Genomic DNA, 25762 nt, shown 5'->3' with positions numbered 1-25762 from the left:
TACTCGTACAATATGAATTAGGAGGTGGCAAGAATGCAAATAAAACTATCAAAAGCTGTGTTCTTTTTACTACCAGTTGGAATACCTCTAATCTTGTTTTGGATTATTCCGAATTTCATTAGTTTAGGTATTAGTTTTACTGATTGGGATTTTATGACGAATGATTTTAACTTTGTTGGTTTAGAAAACTATTTTAATTTATTTACACAAGATTCTTTTATGCAAGCATTGCTCAATACGTTTTATTTCGGAATTGGAACAGTCATTCCGACGATTGCATTGGGCTTAGGTTTCGCATTATTCTTCCGAAAAAAATTTAAAGGTTCTGCATTGTACCAATTAATGATTTTTTCACCTTGGGTAACGCCAACAATAGCTGTATCCATTGTGTGGTCACTTTTATATGAACCTCAATTTGGAGTTATTAATAAAGTTCTAAACTTTTTTGGGATACCAGGTTTGGACTGGCTTCAAAGTAGTCAAACAGCGATGTTAGCAGTCATTATTGTGACAGTTTGGAAATTAGTTGGTTGGACGATGATCTTCTATATTGGCGCATTAGAAAAAGTTCCAGATAGTTTATATGAAGCAGCTAGTATTGATGGAGCAAATTCATGGCAGAAATTTCGATATGTAACACTGCCAATGGTTTCATCAACAACTTTCTTCTTAGTTGTTGTCAATACAATTTCTTCAGTGCAGGCTTACGATCAAATAAAAATTTTAACACAAGGTGGACCTAGTGGTTCGACGCGTACGTTACTTTATTTATTCTTCCAACAAGGGTTTGAACAATTTGATATGGGATCTGCAACAGCAATCGCATTTATCATACTAATCATTACAATACTACTATCTGTTATAAACAAAATAATAGGTGACAAGTGGGTGAACTATTAAGGTGAATAATATGAAAAAAGGTCCATTAATCGTAAAGCATCTCTTTCTAGCGTTATCAAGTATACTATTTATTTTTCCATTCATATGGATGGTGCTTGGTTCGTTTAAAACATCTAGTGAAGTATTACAAGGAGGTTTTTGGCCTAAAGAATTTCACTGGGAAAATTATCAGCAAGTATTAGATATACTTCCATTTAGCACATATTTATTTAATAGTTTCTATACTTCTTTCATCATTACTATATATGTACTTGTTTCGTCAGCGCTTTTTGCTTATATGTTGGCATTTTATAAGTTTAAAGGCAAGAATATTACGTTTAGTGTTGTGATGGCAACCTATATGATCCCTGGAGCTGTATCGTATGTTCCTGTATATGTAATGTTAGGGACATTTGGTTTGCTTGATTCACATTTTGGATACATGATTTCTATGGCTGTTAGCGTATTCGGTATTTTCTATTTGAAACAAACGTTCCATAAAGTTGGTTTTGAAATAGTAGAAGCAGCCAAAATTGACGGAGCGAGTGATTGGCGAATTCTTTGGAAGATTATTTTTCCAATGACACGATCATCATTTGTAACTCTAGGATTGGTCACATTTATTGGTAACTATAATAATTACATTTGGCCAGCTCTTATTTTGAAAGATAATACACAAAAACTAATTACGAATGGAATTGCTGATTATTTCATTAATAGTTCTTTAGGACGAGATTGGTCACACATTATGGTTGCAAGTACAATCGCAATGGTGCCGCTCTTAATCGTATTTTTAATTCTACAAAAATGGTTCTTATCTGGTGTTACTGATTCAGGAATAAAGGGGTAATTAAATAGTAAAGGAGATATGTGGGATGAAAAAACTATTCATGCTTCTAACAGTTTTAACATTGTTTGTTAGTGCACTTGCGGGTTGTTCAGGCGGAAAAGGAAGTACGGTTAAGGCAAGTAAAGAAGGCGAGAAGGTTGTTGTTCCATTCATTAATGGAGTAGGTGGTTCTCTTGCAGATCGTGTAGATAAGATTGTGGAAGAATACAATAAAAATCAGGACAAATATGTAGTGAAAACGACAAAAGCGGGTAGCTACGATGAGTCATATCAAAAGCTACAAAGTGGATTTGCAGCGAATAACCAAGAAGCAATTGCATTACTAGGTTCAGATGTCATTCAAGAATATGCTAAAAAACAGTTAATCGTACCTATAGATGAATATGTTAAAAATGATACCAATTTCAAAAAAGAAGATTATGGGAAAGGGTTTATGGAGCAAGCAACAATTGACGGAAAGTTATATGGAATTCCGTTTTACGGTACAACACAAATTTTTTATTACAATAAAAAAGCATTAGCGGAAAATGGCTTTACAAAAGAGGATTTAAAGACGTGGGAAGGTGTAGAAAAGGTAGCAAAAACAGTCGCAAAACGTGGTGAAAACGGAAATGTTTCATATGCTGGCTGGATGCCAATGTGGGGGACGTCAAACTTAATTGATGCAGTTCGCAGTGCTGGCGGTAATGTATTAAGTGAAGATGGTAAAAAAGTATTAATTAACGATGATACTTGGGTTACGGTATGGGAGGAATTCCGCACATGGCTTCATGAAGATAAAATTATGAAAATACATTCAGGTGGTACTGGATGGGAATATTGGGATAAAACAGTAATTGATTTAGTAGAAGGCAGAACATTAGGGTTTACAGGATCATCTGGTGACCAAGGATTTGTTTTCAAATCATTAGGTAAAGGAATGACGGAAGAAGAACGTCTTAACACATTTGAAGCATTACCTCAGCCTGCTTGGGGTAATAATAAACCAGCGCCAAAACTAGAAACATATTTGTTCACATTAACGAGAAATATTGATCCAGAAGTAGCAAAAGGCGCATATGACTTTATGAAATTTGCGACAAGTACGGAGAAAACGGCTGAATGGTCAATGGCAACAGGCTATATTCCTGTTCGTAACAATGTAACAGAGTACGGTCCATATGCTGAATTTGTTAAAAAACAACCACAAGCATTAGTTCCGTTAGAACAAGCCAACAATAATGGAGTGGGACCATTTGTAGATCCAACGGGCGGAAAAATCAATGACGCTTTAAATGTAGCAAAAGATAAAGTAGAGATTGAAGGGGTTCCAGCAAAGAAAGCATTAGATGAAGCAGCTAAAGTTGCGCAAGAAGAGTTAGATAAAGTTTTGAAAAAGAAGAAGTAAACCTGTTTGTAGTACGAACGTGAGGTGCTTTTGAACGAAGGAAGTGCCTCTAAAATTCACTTGAAAAGGTGTGAGAACTATGATCGAAATAACAAGTACGATAACACTCTCTCCATTCGTAAAAAATAAACACTGTTTCCAAATGGATGAAACTGATATTACAAACTTTACATTAACAATTGATCAAGGGGATAGCCGAAAAATTCCGCTTTTACTAATCTTAAGAGATCCTAACGGTTATGTACGTATACAATATCAAACTCCAATTGTAAATGAAAAACTAGTCGTTTCGAAAGATTCAAAGTTTTGTTCTGCTGGTTGTATTGGAGGAGACATACAGTCAGGTAATTGGGAATTAGAAGTCGTATATATCCCTCATTGTGCAAAGAAAGTAGTGAAATTTACTGGGGAAAAAGTTGACTATACAGTAAATATAGAAGTGAATGATCAGTTGGAGCGAAAGTATAATAGAGAGCATTTTTGTAAGGGCAATGTTTTTATCGATGAAGACCGTTTTAATAAGGTAGTAAATGAAGAACATCGCTGGTACAAAGGGGATTTTCATGAACATACAGATTTAACAGATGGCGAGATAGATGATGAACTTGGAATGAAAGTATGTGAAAAACAAGAATTAGATTTTTTATATGCGACGGAGCACAATATTATTATGCCATCTTATGAAAAAGGAAACACATTAATTATACCATCTATGGAACTTACAACTCCTTATGGTCATTACAATATATTTGGCATAAGAGAATTTGTTGATTTTACAGAGTATGTAGATGAATCATTTAGTGCTGAAAAAATGAATGCACTATTTTCACTCATGAAAGAAAAAGGTTATTTATTGAGTGTGAATCATCCATTTATGAAGCCTTGGGCGAACCAAGTTAATATTAATTTAGAAAATGTTCATACGATGGAAATTATGTGTGATCCAACTTATAAAAAAAGTAAATCATCTACTTTAGAAGCTTTACATTGTTTCGATCAAATGTGGTCAAATGGTCTTAAAATTTGGGGAATAGGAGGAAGTGATTCTCATTTACATCCATCTAAAACATTCCCAGGATCAAAAGACCCATCCATTTACGGTGATCCAGGAACATATGTATTATGTAACGGTTTATCTATTAAAAACTTGAAATTTGCGATTCAAAAAGGAAGAATTTATTTCTCTCGATTTAGAAAACTAACGATAGATATTCAAAACGAAGGTGAAACGATTGCTGTCGGCGATGAGGCTAAAGGAAATATTATTTATAACCTTCAAGCAGATAAACCGTGTGAGTGGAGATTACTTATAAATGGAAGAATGATTGAAAAAGAATACGGAAGCGATGTAACCTTTGCATTCACTTTAAATGAAGGGGCGTACGCTAGAGTTGAGGGATGGGAAGAGGACGAATTAGTAGCATTTATTAATCCTATTCATAATAAAGTTCAGAATAAAAATATAAAAACATGGAATGAAGTTATAGGGGGAATAAAAGGTGAATAAAGCGATTATTTTTGATAAAGATGGAACATTAATACAGTTAGATTCAGTTTGGTACAAAATTGTGCATCGTGTGTTAGATGATATATTTCAAACGTATCCAAATGAAAAAAGTAAACGAGATGACTACTTAACGATTATTGGTATGAATGATAACGATTTTGAGAGTACGAGTTTACTAGCTTGTCGCACAAATTACTTTATTGCGGCTGCATGGTATTCGTTATTAGAAAATCAATATGTGGATAAAGAGAATTTTATTCAAAATGTATGTCTTCTATTCAAAAAGTACTCTACTGCAGATGATCTTGTATTTACAGAAGTGGAAGGTGCAAAGGAAACGTTACGATATTTAAAAGACAATGAATATATTATTGGGGTTGTTACGGCAGACGATGTTGATGCAGCTATTCATTCTCTGAAAATGACTGAGTTATATGATTATGTAGATTTTTTAGGTGCAGATGATGGTGTGAATAGAACAAAACCTGAAAGTGACTTTTATCATATGTTTAAAGAAAAATTTTCACTAACTGAAGAAGATGTGCTTATGGTAGGTGATACATTAACAGACGTTACATTTGCAAGAAATAGTAACATTAAAGTAGTGGGCGTCTTATCGGGTGCGAGCAGGAAGGAAGATTTAGAAGGAAAAGCGGATTATATTTTAAACAGTATGAAGGATATTTCGAAGATTTTATAATTCATGTCATCATAATTTTTAACAATATCTATAAATATAGCTCGAATTCTAGGAGGATATTATGGCTCAACTATCATTCAAAAACATTTACAAAAAATATGATCATGATGTGACAATCGTAAAAGATTTTAACCTAGAAGTAAATGATGGAGAATTTATCGTTTTGGTTGGCCCTTCAGGGTGTGGGAAATCTACAACATTACGTATGATTGCAGGACTTGAGGAGATTTCAGAGGGCGACTTTTATATTGATGGAAAGCGTGTAAATGATGTTACACCGAAAGATAGAGATATTGCAATGGTATTTCAAAACTATGCACTTTATCCGCATATGAGTGTGTATGAAAACATGGCATTTGGATTAAAACTAAGAAAGTATAGTAAAGAAGAAATTGACCAACGTGTGCAACATGCAGCAAAAATTCTTGGGCTTGAGCAGTATTTAAGCCGGAAGCCAAAAGCACTTTCAGGTGGTCAGCGTCAGCGTGTTGCCTTAGGCCGAGCGATTGTTCGAAATGCAAAAGTATTTTTAATGGACGAGCCTTTATCAAACTTAGATGCGAAGCTGCGCGTTCAAATGCGTGCTGAGATTACAAAATTACATCAACAGCTGCAAACGACATCTGTATATGTCACGCATGATCAAATTGAAGCTATGACGATGGCGACGCGCTTAGTTGTACTAAAAGATGGGATTATACAGCAAGTCGGTACACCGAAAGAAGTGTATGATAATCCAGAGAATGTATTTGTCGGCGGATTCATTGGCTCTCCTGGAATGAATTTTTTCAAAGGAGTATTAACAGATAATGCAGTTATGATTGATAAGTGGAAAATTGAAGTGCCAGAAGAGAAGATGAAAGGCTTGCGAAATAAGGGCTATACGAATAAAGAAATCATAATAGGAATACGTCCAGAAGACTTTTATTATGGAAAAGAAATCGAGGATTTACCATATAACGCAAAAGTAACGGTATGTATTGATGTAGCAGAACTAATGGGAGCAGAAACATATCTATATTCTAACATTAATGGACAATCTTTTGTTGCACGTGTGGACACATCTTTAGATGTGCAAAGTCAATCAAATATAGAGCTCGGTTTAAACATGGACAAAGTTCATTACTTTGATTCAGAAACTGAGAAACGGATTGTTTTATAGATAATAATTAATATGATTATACCTTTAGAATTTCTTCAACTACTACAAATAAATGAATAGCAAAAAGCCGATTATCCTTTAGATTACAGGGAATCGGCTTTTTTATATAAAAGATTGCTTAGCGTATATTATCAAGACCTAAATCCAAAAAACACTTAAAATATCACGCTCCTAACATATTGTATATGACTAATATGTTAGGAGCGTTTATTTTTGGTAATGAGTTTTGAAACTGAATTTGAAAATGTCTTTTTCTCAATTCAATATTGATATTTTTCGAGCAATTAATGATTTAGGTAAACAATATTCATTCCTAAACTCAGCCATGGTATTTTTGGCAGAATATATGGTATATATTTTTGGTTTAATTATTATAGCTTATTGGTTTACCGGGTCCAGAAAAAGTAGGATGATGGTTATTCAAGCGATGGTTGCTTTTGTGATTGCTGAGGTGATTGGAAAAATAGCAGGGAAATTTCATTTGAATTATCAACCGTTTGCAGTATTGCCTGATGTTAATAAACTTGTCGACCATGCTGTAGATAATTCATTTCCTAGTGACCATACGATTCTCTTTTTTTCGATTTGTTTTTCGTTTTTGCTTGTTCGTAAAAAGACTGGATGGTTATGGATTATACTTGCATTTTGTGTAGCGATCTCTCGTATTTGGGTAGGGGTTCATTATCCTTTTGATGTTGTAATAGGGGCTTTAATAGGATGTGTTTCAGCGTTATTTTCGTATTGGTTAGTACCGGAATTTTCTTTTATCAAGCAATTGCTTACTCTATATGAAAGAGTAGAGAAACATGTTTTACCATCCAAAAACAAATCAAAGGGATTTTGAGTATACAAGTATAAAAGTTAGCGTGAAAGATACAGATGCTGACGACCTATATATGGAATGTATTCATGTTGCAGCTGTTGCTTCAGCTATTGCTGAACAAATTAAAGAGCAACAACGAATGAAGAAGGCTTCTTAATTTTGTGTGTTTGTGGATGTGATAAGCGCCCAGGTTTTAGGCAGTGTTGCGGTTCTCTTTCGTTGCAAAGTAAACGTCAAGTAACTCCAAAATATACAATACAAGTTGATTTTGGAGTTATTTTTTGTTTGCTTCACTTTTTTTCGGCACTCTACAGCTAGATGGTATTACTGACACGTACAAGTTATCAACAATCTTTATGTTGAAAGAATCTTAGCGTACGAATATCGCTTTTTGTTGGCAATGCCCTGTCACAATCAAGCTGAGAAAAACAAATAATCCAAAACGAGAAAATTCTTAAGTTGATGGATGTGTGATGCTACTCCTATGTTAAGGTTCGATTCATTTGAAACAGCAACCTCTATATTGAGTGGTGTTAAAGCGACGTATATGATAAAAAAGATGTATCGCTTGTAAAAAAAATGCATCACCTTGAATGAGCTAATACGACAAGAATTCGTATCGGGCCTAATTAGGGAATGCAGTACAGATCAGTATATAGTATACAAGCATTCCCTTTCTATAAATACGGTATGTTTTTAATATAATTAAAAGAAAATTTTTGTGTTCTTTAATATGATTTGACATAATACCAGTTTTTTTCTATTTTTGTGATTTCTTTATATTCATTATTAAAGTCGTATTTGTTTGGTCTAGTATCATTTGGTGTGTAAATAAATCCTGAAAAATTATCTAATATACCACGATAAGTAAAAAAGAAAACAGAAATACCATTTTTATTTTGTTGAATAATTACATCCCCACCGTTTTTGGAAGTGGATGCAAACTGTTTAGGTAAATGAATTTGTCTACTATCATAATGAACATTAGGAGTTAACTCTTTATGTTCTATAAGTGCTATAACTTTTTCACGGTCTTCTTTATAGATAATAAAATCTAAATTTATATAAATCTCATTAAATGGTATACATATCCAAGTAATTACTATGATTAGTTGAATAATTAATGGTTTCCAATTTTTGTATTTTATGAGATGTATGATTGTGAAAATTAATATTAAGAAAAACAATCCATGAACTATTATTGAAAGAAATGGCATAACAAATGGGGTAAGGAATTCAACTAAATACCATTTAAAAAAATGATAAAGTATAAGAGCGATACCGCTTATTAATGTAATTTTGGTTAAATTCTTATTCAAATTTTGAATCTCCTTTCTATACTAAAAACTATGTGATTTTAGTATGAATATAAAATGCATTTTTTCATGAATTTCCCTTATTTTCATTATATTAACTTTGTATGATTAATATTTTGAATATATCATAGATTTAAAATTAAATAAACGGACATTAAATTTTTATATTTTATAAAGAATAACAGTTAAATAAAAGTGAAGGAAGTTTTCAAAATAGACTAGTTTAATTTGATTTGTTTCATGAAATAGATCCAGTTCCGGTAAAATCAGTTGCAACAAGTGAACATTACGTTCATCGATAGAATAAGGTGAAACTAAGCGGAGCATATCAAAGTCGGTGTCACCGACTTATGGGACAGCTCACTTCTTATTGTGGAAACGGGGCAGTACAGAAGTGAAAAAAACTCTGTGTTTCTTTTTAATTAATATATTTATTGGGAAAAACTTCGAAATTTCCGGCACAAATGCTCCTTCTATCCTATAATAGAAGCTATTTTGGACGTAAGCAATTTGTAAGGAATGAGTAAGAAAAAAGAGGTTTTCATAGTATAAAATATTTATTATACCTGCGTATAACACCTACTACTAATAATGTGTTATAATACGAATTAGCAACATAAAGGAAAGGAATTAGAAAAAATGACATTACAAAATACTAAAAATTTAAAAAAACAAGTTGCTCCTTTTGAAAAATCAACGGCAAAAAAAAGTGTTTGGCAAATCATCAATACGGTAGTGCCATTTATTATCTTATGGTACCTTGCTTATAAAAGCCTGTCCGTTTCTTATTGGTTAGCATTAGTTCCATCTCTGTTAGCCGCTGGATTTATGACACGGGTTTTCATTATTTTTCATGATTGTACCCATCATTCTTTTTTTAAAAGTCGTCGTGTAAATAGAATAGTAGGGACATGTATGGGTGTTTTAACTTTATTCCCGTTTGATCAATGGGGGCATGAGCATTCCGTTCATCACGCTACAAGTGGTAATTTGGATAAGCGAGGTACAGGAGATATTTGGACCCTTACAGTGAATGAATATTTGGCAGCGCCATTTAGACTCCGTTTAGCATATCGTTTATATCGCAATCCATTCGTTATGTTTGGATTAGGTCCGATTTATGTTTTCCTACTTAAAAATAGATTTAACCGAAAAGGTGCTAGAAAGAAGGAACGCATGAACACCTATTTGACGAATGTTTTAATTGTTGCTTTAGTAGGGTTACTTTGCTGGGCAATCGGATGGCAATCGTTTCTTTTAGTACATGGTTCCATATTCTTAATAGCAGGTTCAATAGGTATTTGGCTGTTTTACGTACAGCACACATTCGAGGATTCTTATTTTGAAGAAGATAAAGAGTGGGAATATGTGAAAGCGGCAGTGGAAGGAAGTTCTTTTTATAAACTTCCAAAAATCTTGCAATTTCTAACTGGTAATATTGGATTTCACCATGTTCACCATTTAAGTCCAAGAGTACCTAATTATCAATTAGAAGAGGCACACAATAATACGCTTCCTTTAAAAAATGTACCAACGATTACTCTTGCTACAAGTTTGCGGTCACTCAGTTTCCGTCTTTGGGATGAGCAAAACAACAATTTTGTTAGCTTTAAAGACGTCAAAAAATTAGTGAAAAACAATGTTTCTATTCCAGTAAAATCAGAACTATAACTTCACCACATATAACTGACTCCCCTTAATCATTTTCGATTTAAGGGGAGTTTTTGTTTAAATAGTAGATGTACGATATGGAGAAAACTTAAATGATTCAAATTGTAATGGAGGTGGATTAGGAAATAGTAGGTATTAATATAAGAAGACGATAAAAATATTATGTTAACAATTTGAGACGATTGATATTACTTTTTTCAATAGATATTATGCTTAGTCTCTGAGTATATTTCATCTGGTGTGTATCATGTCTTACAAGAAACGTATGATTTAAAACTTGATAAAATCTGCAGCAAATACATATGAAAATGATGTTACCTTAATAAATCAAAGGGTATTACGCTATGAAATAAATGATAATAAGAATAGGTGAATTATTTTAGAATAACAAAATACAAAACGGACAAACTCAATTATCCTTGAATTTGTCCGTTCAGTTACTGGTGAAAAAGGAGGAGTATGTAAATGAAATGTGCATATAGTCTAAAACTATTTAAAGATATGTGTATTCAGCTAAAGTGATCTCTTTTACAGTTTTTACTCTTTAGTTTGCCTAGATAGTTCAACAGACTTTTGCGTACAACGCTGCATAGCTGAAATGATGGCTGTTCGTAAGCCTTTTTCCTCTAATGTTGCTACAGCTTCTATTGTTGTTCCGCCTGGGGAACAAACCATATCTTTCAATGCACCTGGATGCATTCCTGTTTCTAGTACCATTTTTGCAGAGCCTAACACAGCTTGAGCTGCGAATTTATATGCTTGATTTCGTGGCATACCATCTAATACAGCTGCATCTGCCATCGCTTCTATAATCATATATACATATGCTGGCGAAGAACCACTTACAGAAGTTACAACATCCATTAATTTTTCACTTACTATCTCTGTTTGACCAAAACTATTGAAAATGTTTAGTACATCTTCTAGATCTCTTTTTGTCACCATTTCATTAGGACATAACGCAGACATTCCTTCTCCAACAAGAGCAGGTGTATTAGGCATTACTCTTACAACCCTTAACTTTTTATGAAAAGCATCCTCAGTACTTTTGATGCTTTTTCCTGCAGCGATCGTTACGACGATAACATCGTTTTTTATCACTTCTTTTATTTCGTTAATTATTGATGCGTATAGGTCTGGTTTAATTGATAAAATTAAAATATCAGCATTTTTAGCTACTTCATTGTTGTCAGTAGTTGTAGTTAGCCCGTATTTTTCACTGGCATTTTTTAAATTCGTAGTGTTTAAATCTGAACAAATGATTTTATTTGAAGACACTATATTTTTGTTTAGCATTCCGCCAATTATAGCCATCCCCATATTTCCGCATCCGATGAATCCAATTTGTTTGTCCATAATAACTCAATCTGGCTCCTTTTATCATAAATTATATCGGTCTGATATTGTTATTCTAAAATAATGATGATATCTCCATGCAATATAAAGAAACATTTTAAGAGAGTGTGTGCTTTTTTGCAATACAAAATATAAAAATAAATTATATTCGACATTATGTAAGTACACGCATTATATTTAAAGATTTTATGTTATCCCGCTATTTGTGGGCAGTAAAACTACCACCTCAAAATTCAGGTGGGAGATCAACTGCCCGTAAACGCCCGATTGGTGAGGGCTAATAATCAGTGGGGGATGAACAAAACCCCCACTGATTAAAGTTTCACTTTATATACCTTGGTATGGAGAACAATATATGTTATTAATCGCATGAATGACAGGAGAGATTTTTTAAAAGATTTTATGTTTATGAATATGAGTATAGTTATATCAATTTTCACTATCATCCAGTATGTCCATAATCTCATACAAGAAACTTGTCATCATATTCATTTTGCAAAATACCTCTTGACACAAAAAGGAACTATATAGCATAATATAAAAAATTAAATTGAAAATCGTTGAAGGGAAATAGTACATATGTCTTCTTGCGAAAGAGAGTGGAATTCACCGGCTGAAAGATTCCTCGTATAGAATGTATCGAACCTATCCCTGAGTCTTAAATGAAAGTTTAGGCGTACGCCTGCGTTATAGGCGCCAAGTGGATATCTATGTATATCAATTAAGGTGGTACCGCGGAACAATGACCGTTTCGTCCTTTTTATTTTATTAAGGGCGAAGCGGTCATTTTTATTTTACCCTTTAATACTATAGATGCAGCATTGATGAGGATAGAAATCGATGCACACTGTATGGATAGAAGTGTAATTTATGAAAAACTTTGATTTTAGACTTGGGGGATAAAAAAGTGAGAAAGCAAAGAATTGTTGTAAAGATTGGGAGTAGTTCCTTGGCAGCGAGTCATGGAGGCATCTGTAAAGAACAGCTTTCAGATCACGTTGCTGCATTGGCACGATTGAAAGAGGAAGGACATGAAGTTTTGTTGATTACATCTGGGGCGGTCGCTGCAGGTTTTTCTGCTCTAGGGTATCCTAGCAGACCTGTGACAATTAAAGGGAAACAGGCTGCTGCCGCTGTCGGGCAAAGTTTATTAATGCAGGCATACACGGAGGAATTCCGTAAATATGGTATTGTTACTGCACAACTTTTACTAACGAGAAATGATTTTTCTAGAAAAGAACAATACAGTAACGCTTACGCTACTTTAGGAGAGCTACTAAACCGTTCTGCTCTTCCTATAATCAATGAAAATGATTCCATTTCTTTAGAAGAGCTGACGTTCGGTGATAATGATATGCTGTCAGCTTTAGTAAGCGGACTTGTTTCGGCAGATATGCTCATGATTTTTACCGATGTGAACGGTTTATATGACAAAAATCCTCAGAAAAATGCGGATGCGAAAAAATATCATTTCCTTCCTGAGGTAACGGAAGAAATTGCTTCTCTTGCAGGAGATGCTGGCTCAAAACTTGGGACTGGCGGTATGAAATCAAAAATCGATGCTGCAAAGACGGCACTATCTCTTGGAGTGAGTGTATTTATCGGAACGGGATGTGGACAGGAGAAGTTTTTAGATGTTATGAAGGGCAAAGGTGATGGAACATATATAGGGAATGCTCCTCAAAAAGTGATTAAGATGAACAAGCAATGGATCGCACTACATTCGCTTGTTAGCGGACAAATTGAAGTAGATGCGGGGGCAGCCACTGCCATCATTCAACATGGAAAGAGTCTTCTTCCTGCTGGTGTTACTAATGTATCAGGATTTTTCCAAGTCGGTGAAGTTGTGGAGGTAATCACGCAACAAGGGCACGTAATAGGGAAAGGACAATGCAGATACAGTGCAGAGGAACTAAGGGATTTAAAAGGTATGCAGAGCCAAGATATTCAAGCAAGAGGGGAAAGGCATAGCTATGAAGTCATCCATAGAGATCATTGGGTTTCATTTTAAGAATAGAGACCGCTCTAATTCTAATAGGTAGGATAGTGCATTACTAGTGTTAAAAAGATCTCGGATTTTATACTGATTAACCTTAAAAAAGGAGGAAATAAAAATGAATGAAGTGTTGGCAAAGGGGAAAAAAGCGAAACAGGTTGCTAGAGAACTTGTGCTTAAATCTACAGATCAAAAAAACGAAGCACTTGCCGCGATTGCTGATCAGTTGATAGTAGAAACAGCTTATATTTTAGAGGAAAACAAACAGGACATCGAAGAAGGTAAGGCAAAAGGATTTTCTGATTCTCTTCTTGATCGTCTTATGCTGAATGAACAGCGTATCATTGATATGACTGAAGGTATTAAGCAACTAATTGATTTACGTGATCCTGTTGGAGAATGTGTAAGTGCATGGGAAAGACCAAATGGATTATCTATTCAGGAGATGCGCGTACCACTTGGTGTTGTCGGAATGATTTACGAGGCAAGGCCGAATGTGACAGTGGATGCTGCTACAATTTGCTTAAAAACAGGAAACGCAGTAATACTACGTGGTAGTTCTTCTGCTATTCATTCTAACAAAGCCATCGTTAGCGTTATTCACCGGGCGCTCAAACAAACAAGCTTGCCTTCAGAAAGTGTACAGCTCATAGAAGATACAACGCGCGATAGTGCAAAGCAGTTGTTTACATTGAATGAGTACTTGGATGTTCTTATCCCAAGAGGCGGCAAGCAGTTAATAGATACTGTAGTGAGAGAAGCATCTGTTCCAGTACTTGAAACAGGTGCGGGAAATTGTCATATTTTCATTGATGAAACAGCGGATAAACAAATGGCATTTGATATTATTATAAACGCAAAAACGCAGCGTCCATCTGTATGTAATGCAATTGAAACGATTGTACTTCATGAGAATTGGGCGCAGCAATTTGGTAGCGAGCTGTTTTCTTCCTTGAAGGAAAGAGGAGTAGCGCTACGTGGTGATAATAAAGCGTTGGCAATTGATTCTTCTATTGCATTAGCTTCAGAAGAAGACTGGGAAACAGAGTTTTTATCTCTCACACTGGCAGTTAAAGTGGTTTCCACTACGGAAGAAGCAATTCATCACATAAATACGTATGGATCCATGCATTCCGAAGCGATTATTACAGAGAACGAGGAAAACGTCAGCAAATTTTTCACATCTGTTGATGCCGCGGCACTCTACCATAATGCATCGACTCGTTTTACAGATGGATCTGAATTCGGATTCGGCGCAGAAATTGGCATCAGTACGCAAAAGCTACACGTAAGGGGACCAATGGGGCTACCTGCATTGACTTCCACAAAATATGTGATTCGTGGAAATGGACAAATTCGAAGATAAGAATTATAAAAAAACAAGTGAAATAATTACAAAAGACACCCAGTTTAATTCGGGTGTCTTTTGTAATTAAAAAGAATTCAATATTCATTTACCACACAAAAAGCCCCACAAGCATAGCACTTAATAAGGAAACAGCCATTCCGCTAACAAGAAGCTTCCAAACATTCTTACCGATTATGGATGATTTTTCCCCGCCAAATAATGAATTGTAAGTTCCATAAATCATACCTACTGTACTAAAGTTTGCAAAAGAAGCTAGAAATGTAGTTGCAACCGCAATCGTATGCGGTTGTAAAGACTTTAAGTTTGATTTTAAATCCATCATTGCAACAAATTCATTCGTTGTGATTTTTATCCCCATTAATTCAGCTACGTACATAGCATCTTTGCCTGTTAAACCGAGTAAAAAAGCAAAGGGACTAAAGATAATCGAGAAGATTTTTTGAATTGTTAAACCTGTTATAAAAAAGCTTAAAATACCATTTAAACATGCTGTTAAAGCTACATATCCAATTACCATAGCTAAAATAACGATAACCATATTCATTCCGACTAACATACTGTTAGAAATAGTAGAAAAGAAATCTTTTTTTTCATTTTTTGAAGGTTTATAAATAACATCTTCTTCTTTAGTAACTTCAATAGGATTTAAAACATTGGCTAAAATTAATGCGTTAATACAGTTTAAAGGAATAGCGCTGAAAATATATGTTGCTGGAACCATTGATAGATAAGCACCAAGAATTGATCCGCTGACACTACTCATACTCATAATTCCAAAAGTCAATAAACGATTTTCTTTTAACACAGATAATTGATCACGAACAACTGCAAGTGCTTCCGTATTTCCTAAAAACATCATTTGAATGGAAAAGAAGCTTTCTAACTTTGGTAAACGAGAAATCTTTGAAATAATTGCACCTACTTTATCAATAATCCAAGTTAAGACTCCAAAATAAGAAAGGATATCAAAAAAAGTGATAACAAAAATGATAGGAAGTAAGGCGCTAAAGAAGAAATCAACTGTTTGATTTTCCATAGCTGAAGGAAATGCAAATCGAATACCTTCATTCGCACATGATAATAGCCAACTGAAAAATGAGGCAATTTTATTAATGATAATACTGCCCAATTTGGTGCCTAACATAAACCACGTAATAAAAAGCTCCAATATTATTAGAATAACGATTGGTCTCCATTTTATTTGTTTTTTATTAGGCGAACATAGGAAAACGAATAATATTACAATGAAAATCCCTAACATATTTAATATGAAATGCATGTCAACAACTCCTTGAGGCTTATTATTTGTATATAAAAAAGCCTCTATTCTTCCAAATTTGGATTATGATCAGAAGTTATGAAGAATGTAAATTATGTTGGGATCAATCTATTTCAATTTATGTACTAAAAATTAATGTTTTTTCGCTGTATAAAGGATATTTATTAATAATGTAAAACAACAAAATAAATCTATTGGTAGAACGAAGGACAATTAATAGCTGCATCCATTTTTAAATTGTTTAGGTGAAATACCAGTATGTTTTTTAAAGATCTTTGTAAAATGACTTTGGTCGTGAAAATTTAATAATGTAGAAATTTCGGATATAGAATGTCTCGTATAAGTCATTAACTTTTTTGACTCATCTACTTTGGCACGCTGAATATATTCATTTAGAGAAATTCCAACTTCTTTTTTGAAAAGGGAAGATAGATAACTAGGGTTTAATGTGACTATTTCTGCAAGGATAGTTAGTGTAATATCACCATAAAGATGAGTAAATATATAATTTTGGCATTCGTTTATAGGTTTGGAATGTTTTTTTATAGTCCCATTTTTGACACGTTCTGCAAACTCAAGTAAAGCATTCTCCAAAAAAGGGGAAATGGCTTCATTTTTATGTATTTCTTCGAGTTTTTGTATAAATAAATCACTAAGAGTATATGCGATTTCAGGGAAAAGTCCTCCTTCTATAGCAGATCTAGTTGCAAGTGTAATAGCTGCAATGGCAGAATTTTTTTGGCTTCGTAGGTGACTTGTCTTTGATAACACCCCAAGCTCTCCTGATTCAGGTAATCTCCTTAGACTTTTAATTAAATCCTCCTTTTTCCCTTGCTTAATACACTCAAATATTTTCCTCTCAGCTAGTGGATCGATATGAGTTAATGTACTTTGTCGTTGCTCTGATATATGTATTTCGGGCTGTTCAATTTTAAATTCCACCTTTTTTACAAGCATGTTTTTTTGCAGAACATCTGCTATGTTTAACTGTTTCTGATACAGCATGTAATAAAGCACTAAACTTATATTTAAAAAACTCAAATTATTTAATACGGGTAGAGAACGATAATATCGAATCATTTCTTCTTTGTCTATTTTTAGTTGAAGATCATTAACGATACCTTTAATTGATGTTTCTGATAGCCTGGAATAAAGGACGGGTCCAACAATGATATTCCCACTAATTTGGTCGTTCAAACGCAGATTAATTGCGAAAAAATTTTCAAGAAAGGCTGTCTCTTCTAATGACGGAAAAGTAAAGGGGGGCTGTTCCTTAAATAGTTCATTAAGTATCGCCTCTTTTGAAGAATACATAGGGTTATGCTGAATATTGGACGAGATTTCAAATACTAAATCTCCTTTGTTATTAAGAAAATAGATAGGTGTTTTATGTACGTCAAAGATTAGTTTACAAATATAATATAAATCCTCTAGTTTGGAGCAACTCATTATTGTAACCTCTATTCTTTAAAAATCAGCTAAAATTTTTACAAGTATTCTAAAAAATATACCATAATATCTAAAAAATAATAACTATAATGACATTAAGAAAGCGTTTACTTAATTATTTTTTAGGAGGGCTATCATGAAAAGAGATATTAAGAAAATCATTTCACAAATGACATTAGAAGAAAAGGCAAGTCTATGTTCTGGATTAGACTTTTGGAATACAAAAGGGATTGAGCGATTAGGAATTCCTTCTATTATGGTAACTGATGGACCACACGGGCTTAGAAAACAGGCAGAGGGAGCAGATCACTTAGGGATTTATAACAGTATTCCAGCGACTTGTTTCCCATCAGCAGTAGGATTAGCAAGTACATGGAATAAAGAATTAATAAAACAAGTAGGAGTTGCATTAGGAGAAGAATGTCAGGCTGAAAATGTAGGTGTTCTCCTTGGACCAGGTGCAAATATAAAACGTTCGCCACTTTGCGGAAGAAACTTTGAGTACTTTTCAGAGGACCCATATTTATCAGCACAAATGGCTGCAAACCATGTTAAAGGCGTACAAAGTCAAGGGGTTGGAACGTCATTAAAACATTTCGCTGCTAATAATCAGGAGCATCGCAGAATGTCTGTAGATGCAATTGTCGATGAAAGAACATTGCGTGAAATTTATCTTGCTAGCTTTGAAGATGTCATTAAGGAAGCACAGCCTTGGACAGTAATGAGCGCTTACAACAAGGTAAATGGCGAATACGCTTCGGAAAATAACTATTTATTAAATGATATTTTAAAAGATGAATGGGGATTTGAAGGTTTTGTCGTTTCTGATTGGGGTGCGGTAAATGAGCGTGTTGCAAGTTTAGCGAACGGCTTGGAGTTAGAAATGCCTTCAAGCTTTGGAATTGGTGAGAAGAAAATTGTTGATGCAGTTAACTGTGGTGAGCTATCTGTAGAAAAACTTGATCAAGCAGCAGAGCGTCTTCTTGACATTATTTTTAAAGCTTATGATAACCAATTAGAAAACGCTGTGTATAGTAAGGATGCGCATCATCAGCTTGCAAGAGAAGTTGCAAGTGAAAGTATGGTTATGTTACAAAATGAAGATGCAATTCTTCCGCTGAAAAAAGAGGGAACGGTAGCAGTAATTGGAGGATTTGCAAAGCAACCGCGTTTTCAAGGCGGCGGAAGCTCTCATATTAATCCAACAAATCTTGAAAGTATTCTTGAAGAAATTGAAACTGTATCAGGTGAAAAAACGAACATATTATTTGCCCAAGGCTATGACATTGCCAGTGATGATGTAAATGAAAGCATGGTTAATGAAGCGAAAAAAATAGCAGAGCGAGCAGATACAGCGGTCCTTTTCGTTGGACTTCCAGATCGTTATGAATCTGAAGGCTTTGATCGAAAACATTTACAGATGCCAGAAAATCACGTGCAATTAATTGAGGCTATTGCTGAAGTTCAAAGTAATATCGTTGTAGTTTTAAGTAACGGTGCTCCAATTGAAATGCCATGGATAGGTAAAGTAAAAGGAATACTTGAAGGCTATTTAGGTGGACAAGCATTAGGCGGAGCGATTGCTGATTTATTATTTGGTGATGCGAATCCAAGCGGGAAATTAGCGGAAACATTCCCGAAAGTGTTAAGCGATAATCCTTCTTACTTAAACTTCCCTGGTGAAGGTGACAAAGTAGAATACAAAGAAGGTGTGTTCGTCGGATACCGTTATTACGATGCGAAAAATATTGAACCGTTGTTCCCATTTGGTTTTGGTTTAAGCTATACAAATTTTGAGTATAGTAATCTTTCAATAAATAAGAAAGAGATAACGGATACGGAAACTGTTTCTATCATTGTGAACGTGAAAAATACTGGTAGTAGAGCAGGGAAAGAAATTGTTCAGCTTTATATAAAAGATGTTGAAAGCAGTATGACCCGTCCTGAAAAAGAGCTAAAAGGATTTGAAAAAGTAGAATTGCAGCCGGGAGAAGAAAAAACGGTTAGCTTTACTTTAAATAAAAGATCATTTACTTATTATAATGTTGAATTAAAGGACTGGCATGTTGAAACAGGTGAATTTGAAATTTTAGTAGGAAAGTCTTCAAAAGAGATCGTTTTACAGGATAGCATGTATGTTCAATCAACGACTATAATTCAAAAACCAGTGCATCGTAATACGTTACTTGGGGACATATTTACGGATCCAATTTTAGCACCAATAGCAAAAGGACTTATGGAAAAAGCATTAAAAGACAGTCCGTTTGGTAGTATGACTGAAGGGGATAGTGATGCCTCTGAAATGATGGATGCTATGCTGAACTATATGCCATTACGAGCATTAGTGAACTTTAGCGCAGGTGCTTTTACAGAAGAAATGTTGAGTGAAATAATTGGGCTATTGAACGATGCACAGATGAATTAATAAGTGTGAATGAATTTTTTATCCCGTATTAATGGGCGGTAAGACTCCTACCTTAAAACTCGGCGAATGCGAGGAAGTGAGGTCGGAGATAATGGCCCAGAAATGTCCGATTGGTTTTGGTTGATAATCAGTGGGGGATGGACAAAATCCCACTGATTAAAGTTTTATTTTATCTATGTAGGACGTTTCTCCAACATGCAAAAAAGGTAAATGAGAGTTAGAATCTCATTTGCCTTTTTTTGTACTTATTCTGCCAAATATAGAATCATATGCTGGTCTATCATCTTTAATCATTGTTTATAAATATGAACGATGCGATGGCCATGAACCTTGGAGTTTACGAAGTTGTATAATTTGTCCTGTATGATAAGCATCGTGCAAAAGGATATTCAGATATTGTTACCAAACTGGTAGAGACGGACTTGGTTGATCCAGTTCTGCTTCTTGAAGGGATGTTAATGAAGATTGCAAGGCATCATGTACTTGAAGCGTTCGCTTCACTGTTTGTTGCCACGCTTCATCATCATTAGGTCCACCTTGGACAAACGTGTCATCATTATTTTGTGGAGCAACAAATGTGTCATCTTGATGTAAGCGGGAAAGTAAGCGCTCTTTAAAGATTAGTAAATGGTTTGCATTTTCCCAAATCGTATTACTGGCCTTTCCTTCTGGGTGCCAACATGCTTGGGCAGCGGTAAGATTCTTTAACGCTTCTGATATCGGTGGGTACCATTCTTCTTCGTAAAAAACTTGCTTGACTCCATTTTGTAATATTTCTTTTTTACCCATTCGTATAGCCTCCTTAACTATGAGATAGACCAACAATAAGTGTTAGAGAAAGTAGGTAGAAACGGACCTACTTATTATCTGATTGATGTTTGGAAGTTTCTAAAAGAACAATATGGCGTCGTTGTAGTAATTGTAGAAATAAACTTATGCTTTCTAAATCATTTTTCTAAATGTAATAAATTCTCCTTTCTCTTCAAGAAACCTGCCTCATAGTTGAACAAGAAAATTAACTGCAGCTTAAATTTAAAAACTTGTAGCAATATAAAGTTTCAGAAAGTTTTATAATTCTAAAAAGTTAGAAGGTATAATTCGATAAATATAGAATTCAATACATAGCAAATAAGGAGGGGATAAAATGGAAGTCTTTCACGTAACGAGTAGAAAGAGGGAAACGTACAACGTTCAAATGAAGTATTCGATACTTTTCGAATGCGCACTTGGCATTGCGGCAATTACGCATAAGAGGTTAATCGACACGCTTGAAAAATCTCAAAGCGAATGGGAAGAAATTAGACAATCATTATCGGTAGAGATGAGAGAGCATTTACAGTTTGTAGAAGAAAATAATACATGGAAAGCATTGCTTCAGTTATTGTATGAGGGAGATTTTCAGGATCTATCACAGTTTATTGCAAATATCGATTCACTTTTAGAAGAAGATTTAAAGTATATATGTTTACCGTTTTTAGGAGAAGCGTATCAAGCGAAAAGACGTTTAGCTGCAAGCGGAGAAGTATCTGTAATACATGAACTAAAGGAACTGACACATGATCATCAGTTTTTCTCTACGTATATTGAGTTTATATGTCATGTCGATGTGCGCGAACTAAAAACGCATTTAATCGCCATTATGACAGGGTGGTATGACTGTGTTGTTAAAAAAGAGGCAGAAGAAATTGTTTCTATACTACAGCGAGATTATGAAGCGAAAAATGAAATGAATAAAAAGATGAAACCGGAAGAGTTTGTCGAGTGGGCGACTGGTGGAGTGAACTATATGCCAGAGCCAAGTGTCCATCACGTACTTCTTATCCCGCAAATGACGTACAGACCGTGGAACATAGAAGCGGATATTGAAGATACGAAAGTATTTCATTATCCAGTCGCGAACGAAAGTATACATCCTGAAGATCCATACGAACCGAATTATTTTTTAGTTCATAAACATAAGGCGCTCGGGGACGAGGCAAGGCTCCGTATTGTAAAACTACTATTTGAACAAGAGCGTACGCTGCAAGAAATAACGGAAAGATTACAACTAGGAAAATCGACAGTACATCATCATTTGAAACTTTTACGTTCAGCAAAGTTAGTTGATATTCAAGACGGAAAATATGTGTTGAGAAAGAAAGCAGTGCAGTCTTTAGCGAAAGAATTAGATACATTTTTGAATAGATAATATACAACGAGAATGTACATAAAGGGAGGAATTTAATAGAAAAGTTGGTGAGATATAGTGAAAAGTGTATTGAAAAACCGTTCATTCTTTTTTATGTGGATAGGTAGTGCAATTTCAGAATTAGGCGGGGCTTTTGGGACGTTATGTAATTCAATTCTCGTTTATGAATTAACAGGATCAAAAACAGCATTAAGCAGCATGTGGCTATTATATTTTATCCCGTCACTCATACTACAACTAATAAGTGGTCCATTTATTGATAAATGGAGCCGAAAGTGGATTATGATTTTTTCACAATGGATACGGGCATCTGTTTTCTTACTACCTTTAGTCATGTTAGTTACTAGTAGTATAGAAGTTTGGCACGTGTATGTCGTTCAAATTATAATAGGGCTCATTACACCGCTTTATACACCTGCAAGTCAAGCGATTACACCGAGCGTTGTAAGTAAAGAACAGCTTCAAGATGCAAATGGATATATTGATGGGATGACTCGTCTTATGATGTTTCTTGCGCCAGTATTAGGTGGTATCGTTATTAAATTCATTGGAATCAAATTAACAATGTTGTTCGTATGTGTTTGTCTATTCATTAGTGGAGGATTGTTACTTTTCATAAAAGAAAAAAGAGTAAAACAAAAATTGAGAAAAACGTGGCTAGAACAGTTTCTTCACGGTTTTACATACTTTTTCACAAAACCAATAATCGTTTGGCTCGGTGTATTTCTTACTTTCGTACAGTTTGGAGTAGGGGTAACGATGGTCACAAACCTTCCTTATATAAAAGATGACCTGGCAGCGGGATATGCGGAGTACGGTTACTTCATGGCAGGTTTCCCGCTTGGCTATGTAGTTGGTTCCATATTAGTTGGAAAAGTAACATATAAAAGTCGGCGTATACTTATGCTCGGAGGATTGTTTATAGGGGGCCTCACATACATTTCTCTAGGGTTCAATCATAGTATTATAATTGCGGTAATAATTGAAGTAATTGCTGGTATATGTATTGCATTTTTCAATGTTCATAACACGACGATATGCCAACAAACAGTCCCAAATAATATGATAGGAAAAGTATTTTCAGTGCGATTATTTTTCATACGATCGGCAATGCCATTAGGTGTGTTTCTTGGGGGAATACTGAGTGAAATGTGGGGAGTGAGAATATTATACTTTATCATAGGTTCGATTATATGTGTTACTTCTTTAATAGGGATATTGCTTCCATATTTTAAATTTTTGGATGAGTCGATTGCGGAGAAGTCTGCATAATTCTAAAAATTTAAAACTTTATAATTGAAAATAATTATCATAATCAATTATAATGGAAGAATACTAGTATTCGTATTATAAAAAAGGGAGTGGGATTATATGTTTATCGAAACTAAAACATTTACAGTAAAAGAAGGTACATCTAATATAGTTGTAGAGCGTTTTACAGGAGAAGGCATTATTGAAAAATTTGAAGGCTTCATCGACTTAAGTGTTCTCGTGAAAAAAGTGAGACGCGGAGATGAAGAAGTTGTAGTTATGATTCGCTGGGAATCTGAAGAAGCATGGAAAAACTGGGAAACAAGTGAAGAGCATTTAGCTGGACATAGAGCGGGCCGCGGTAAACCAAAACCAGATCATATCATTAACGTTGAACATGGGGTTTATTATGTGAAATCATCGAAATCGGCTTATCAGAAGTCGTAATAATACATTTGTTTAATTATAATTTTTCAAATATATAACCATCTATCTGTTTACTGATAGATGGTTATTAACATTGAATAAAGAGAATGATTCGTATGTGATGTAAGAAGAATTAACGGACAGGTTAAAATTAGAAATGTTATAATATAAACTCGATTAGTGAGTAAGATTAGGAGGGACAGTAATGGTTCAATCGATAGTGCATATTGCATTAGTAGTAAAAGACTATGATGAGGCAATAGAGTTTTATACAAGGAAACTAAATTTCACATTAGTTGAAGATATTTATCAGCCAGAAGAAAACAAACGTTGGGTAGTGGTATCTCCTCCAGGTTCAGTCGGCACCACAATATTACTAGCTAGGGCATCTAAACCTGAACAAGAGCCCTTTATTGGTAACCAATCAGGTGGTAGAGTTTTTCTTTTCTTAAATACTGACGATTTTTGGAGAGATTATAATGAAATGATTTCAAGAGGAATAGAATTTGTGAGAGAACCGAAAGAGCAATCATATGGAATTGTTGCAGTGTTTAAGGATTTATACGGGAATTTATGGGACCTGCTGCAACTAAAAGATGATCACCCAATTGCACAAAGAATTAAGTAGATTACTACGATTGTCAATCTTTATCGGTAAATCGAGATTCCGTGTCGAATCGTTCATATAATTTCATTTACTGTATTCCAAATGTTGCATTAAAAAAACGTTCTAGACGATAGAATAAAGTATTAGAATATTAAAAAATGAACACTTGAATACCTTCCCTTAAACATTCAAGTGTTATCAATATGGGTCAATATACTTCTGTATAACCCCTGTTTAAAAGGAGATGGGTGAATGAGGTTGAATCATTTGAATCTATGTGTTGATGATTTATCAGAAGCTAGACATTTCTTTGAAACATTTTTTGATTTTCAATTTTTGGAGCAAAAGGGAAAGGCGCTTGTAGTGATGAGTGATGAGAATGGATTTATACTGGTGTTAAGTGATCCAAAAGCGTTCAAGGGGAAAAAGGACGTTACATATCCTGAAGCTTTTCATATTGGTTTTTTGGTGGAAACTTCAAGTGAAGTTGATCGAGCATATAATCGTTTAGTAGCCGGAGGCATTGAAATAGACAAGGAACCTTATACAATGAGAGGTAGTAGTTATGGTTTTTATTTTACAATGTTTAATGGATTGTTAATTGAAGTGTCTTGCCTTGATTATAGAGATGGTAAGAAAGTTTCAAAACTAAATAGCATTCATCAAGAGTAATTGTTTGAAGGTGTATATATAGCCCCTTATCGAGTTTGGGAAGGGGCTTGTTATCATAATGCTCGTTATTCAAAAAGCTAAATTTAATCATTTGAACTACTCTCACTTAACAGGTTAACTAGCTGTTTTTTTTAGTTAAGATAAATAATAGGGGAAATATGGAGGTATCAATGTGTTGACTTGAAATAAAGTTTAATCAAAAACACTCCACAAACCCATATTATATGGTAAATAAGAATAATCCATTTTGAAAAGAGAATAATCAAAATGGATTATTCTCTAGCAGTTTTCAGTTATGGTGTTATAAAAAAGTTTAATCATTTTCTCAAAGAAATCAGTTATATAGAAAAATTCTAGGTCACGGTTAAGTTTTTTAAGTCACATTTAAGTTGTTTACTTCACAATCAGTGAGCTAGGCCAAAAAACATAATTCTTAAAATACAAATTCG

The 25762-nt window shown here is 34.4% G+C and carries 21 protein-coding genes, 1 pseudogene and 1 other annotated feature; of the genes and pseudogenes, 17 read left to right on the top strand and 5 right to left on the bottom strand.

What is annotated here, in order from left to right; all coding sequences use genetic code 11:
• The first annotated feature begins 33 nt into the window (after positions 1 to 33).
• From NSQ47_RS09080 to NSQ47_RS09045, 8 genes are all read left to right on the top strand, one after another.
• Entirely contained in the window at positions 34 to 900 is an 867-nt protein-coding gene (locus NSQ47_RS09080; RefSeq protein ID WP_002165547.1) for a carbohydrate ABC transporter permease, read from the top strand.
• Between the two features lie 10 nt (positions 901 to 910).
• Positions 911 to 1729, top strand: coding sequence for a carbohydrate ABC transporter permease (locus NSQ47_RS09075; protein WP_340824465.1), 819 nt, complete (start codon positions 911 to 913; stop codon positions 1727 to 1729).
• 25 nt (positions 1730 to 1754) lie between these two features.
• Positions 1755 to 3116, top strand: a complete 1362-nt coding sequence (locus tag NSQ47_RS09070; RefSeq protein WP_340824463.1) for an extracellular solute-binding protein — start codon at positions 1755 to 1757, stop codon at positions 3114 to 3116.
• A 79-nt stretch (positions 3117 to 3195) separates the two neighbouring features.
• Positions 3196 to 4623 carry a CehA/McbA family metallohydrolase gene (locus tag NSQ47_RS09065; protein WP_340824461.1) on the top strand — a complete coding sequence of 476 codons (1428 nt, stop codon included), beginning with the start codon at positions 3196 to 3198 and terminating at the stop codon, positions 4621 to 4623.
• A complete protein-coding gene (locus NSQ47_RS09060) occupies positions 4616 to 5323 on the top strand; it encodes an HAD family hydrolase (protein ID WP_215557041.1) in 708 nt (235 codons plus the stop codon). The genes NSQ47_RS09065 and NSQ47_RS09060 overlap by 8 nt, the downstream gene beginning before the upstream one ends.
• A gap of 61 nt (positions 5324 to 5384) precedes the next feature.
• Positions 5385 to 6485, top strand: a complete 1101-nt coding sequence (locus tag NSQ47_RS09055) for an ABC transporter ATP-binding protein (protein WP_340824457.1) — start codon at positions 5385 to 5387, stop codon at positions 6483 to 6485.
• 244 nt (positions 6486 to 6729) lie between these two features.
• Positions 6730 to 7329: an undecaprenyl-diphosphatase gene (locus NSQ47_RS09050; RefSeq protein ID WP_002127913.1), complete on the top strand. Its 600-nt coding sequence runs from the start codon at positions 6730 to 6732 to the stop codon at positions 7327 to 7329.
• Positions 7292 to 7465 (top strand): hypothetical protein, encoded by a 174-nt coding sequence (locus NSQ47_RS09045; protein ID WP_002200104.1) that lies wholly within the window; start codon positions 7292 to 7294, stop codon positions 7463 to 7465. Before NSQ47_RS09050 ends, NSQ47_RS09045 begins: the two co-directional genes overlap by 38 nt.
• Before the next feature lie 571 nt (positions 7466 to 8036).
• Here the strand turns inward: NSQ47_RS09045 and NSQ47_RS09040 are convergent.
• Complete coding sequence (locus NSQ47_RS09040) at positions 8037 to 8627, bottom strand: hypothetical protein (RefSeq protein WP_002161362.1); 591 nt, start codon at positions 8625 to 8627, stop codon at positions 8037 to 8039.
• Positions 8628 to 9263: 636 nt separating this feature from the next.
• Here NSQ47_RS09040 and NSQ47_RS09035 point away from each other — a divergent pair.
• The gene (locus NSQ47_RS09035) at positions 9264 to 10295 is read left to right on the top strand and encodes a fatty acid desaturase (RefSeq protein ID WP_340824454.1); all 1032 of its coding nucleotides are present in this window, start codon (positions 9264 to 9266) and stop codon (positions 10293 to 10295) included.
• A 537-nt stretch (positions 10296 to 10832) separates the two neighbouring features.
• Here the strand turns inward: NSQ47_RS09035 and proC are convergent.
• Positions 10833 to 11651, bottom strand: a complete 819-nt coding sequence (proC, locus tag NSQ47_RS09030) for a pyrroline-5-carboxylate reductase (protein WP_340824452.1) — start codon at positions 11649 to 11651, stop codon at positions 10833 to 10835.
• A gap of 551 nt (positions 11652 to 12202) precedes the next feature.
• Positions 12203 to 12413: a binding site (T-box leader), on the top strand.
• 145 nt (positions 12414 to 12558) lie between these two features.
• Between proC and proB the strand changes: the two genes are divergently transcribed.
• Both proB and NSQ47_RS09020 read left to right on the top strand, forming a co-directional pair.
• Entirely contained in the window at positions 12559 to 13662 is a 1104-nt protein-coding gene (proB, locus tag NSQ47_RS09025; RefSeq protein ID WP_078182174.1) for a glutamate 5-kinase, read from the top strand.
• A 103-nt stretch (positions 13663 to 13765) separates the two neighbouring features.
• Positions 13766 to 15013 carry a glutamate-5-semialdehyde dehydrogenase gene (locus NSQ47_RS09020; protein WP_340824449.1) on the top strand — a complete coding sequence of 416 codons (1248 nt, stop codon included), beginning with the start codon at positions 13766 to 13768 and terminating at the stop codon, positions 15011 to 15013.
• 88 nt (positions 15014 to 15101) lie between these two features.
• On the opposite strand, the gene NSQ47_RS09015 is transcribed toward NSQ47_RS09020, so the two are convergent.
• Positions 15102 to 16295 (bottom strand): nucleoside transporter C-terminal domain-containing protein, encoded by a 1194-nt coding sequence (locus NSQ47_RS09015; protein WP_340824447.1) that lies wholly within the window; start codon positions 16293 to 16295, stop codon positions 15102 to 15104.
• Between the two features lie 213 nt (positions 16296 to 16508).
• The gene (locus NSQ47_RS09010) at positions 16509 to 17744 is read right to left on the bottom strand and encodes a helix-turn-helix domain-containing protein (protein WP_340824445.1); all 1236 of its coding nucleotides are present in this window, start codon (positions 17742 to 17744) and stop codon (positions 16509 to 16511) included.
• Between the two features lie 136 nt (positions 17745 to 17880).
• On the opposite strand from NSQ47_RS09010, the gene NSQ47_RS09005 reads away from it, so the two are divergent.
• Complete coding sequence (locus NSQ47_RS09005; protein ID WP_340824443.1) at positions 17881 to 20169, top strand: glycoside hydrolase family 3 C-terminal domain-containing protein; 2289 nt, start codon at positions 17881 to 17883, stop codon at positions 20167 to 20169.
• A 297-nt stretch (positions 20170 to 20466) separates the two neighbouring features.
• Here the strand turns inward: NSQ47_RS09005 and NSQ47_RS09000 are convergent.
• A pseudogene (locus NSQ47_RS09000) lies at positions 20467 to 20958 on the bottom strand (DinB family protein).
• A 355-nt stretch (positions 20959 to 21313) separates the two neighbouring features.
• On the opposite strand from NSQ47_RS09000, the gene NSQ47_RS08995 reads away from it, so the two are divergent.
• The 5 genes from NSQ47_RS08995 (at position 21314) to NSQ47_RS08975 (ending at position 25313) form a co-directional block, all read left to right on the top strand.
• Positions 21314 to 22357 (top strand): ArsR/SmtB family transcription factor, encoded by a 1044-nt coding sequence (locus tag NSQ47_RS08995; protein ID WP_340824442.1) that lies wholly within the window; start codon positions 21314 to 21316, stop codon positions 22355 to 22357.
• A 57-nt stretch (positions 22358 to 22414) separates the two neighbouring features.
• On the top strand, positions 22415 to 23629 hold the full coding sequence (locus tag NSQ47_RS08990) for an MFS transporter (protein WP_340824440.1): 1215 nt from the start codon (positions 22415 to 22417) through the stop codon (positions 23627 to 23629).
• Positions 23630 to 23728: 99 nt separating this feature from the next.
• Positions 23729 to 24055, top strand: a complete 327-nt coding sequence (hmoA, locus tag NSQ47_RS08985) for a heme-degrading monooxygenase HmoA (protein ID WP_070139454.1) — start codon at positions 23729 to 23731, stop codon at positions 24053 to 24055.
• Positions 24056 to 24239: 184 nt separating this feature from the next.
• Positions 24240 to 24662 (top strand): VOC family protein, encoded by a 423-nt coding sequence (locus NSQ47_RS08980; protein ID WP_002161374.1) that lies wholly within the window; start codon positions 24240 to 24242, stop codon positions 24660 to 24662.
• A gap of 231 nt (positions 24663 to 24893) precedes the next feature.
• Entirely contained in the window at positions 24894 to 25313 is a 420-nt protein-coding gene (locus NSQ47_RS08975) for a VOC family protein (RefSeq protein WP_340824436.1), read from the top strand.
• Positions 25314 to 25762: the final 449 nt, after the last annotated feature.

This window comes from Bacillus sp. FSL R10-2780, from assembly GCF_038006125.1.
GTDB classification, from domain to species: Bacteria; Bacillota; Bacilli; order Bacillales; family Bacillaceae_G; genus Bacillus_A; species Bacillus_A cereus_U.
The sequence above is the reverse complement of the archived record's forward strand: the minus strand, read 5'-3'. Positions and strand labels throughout refer to the sequence as shown.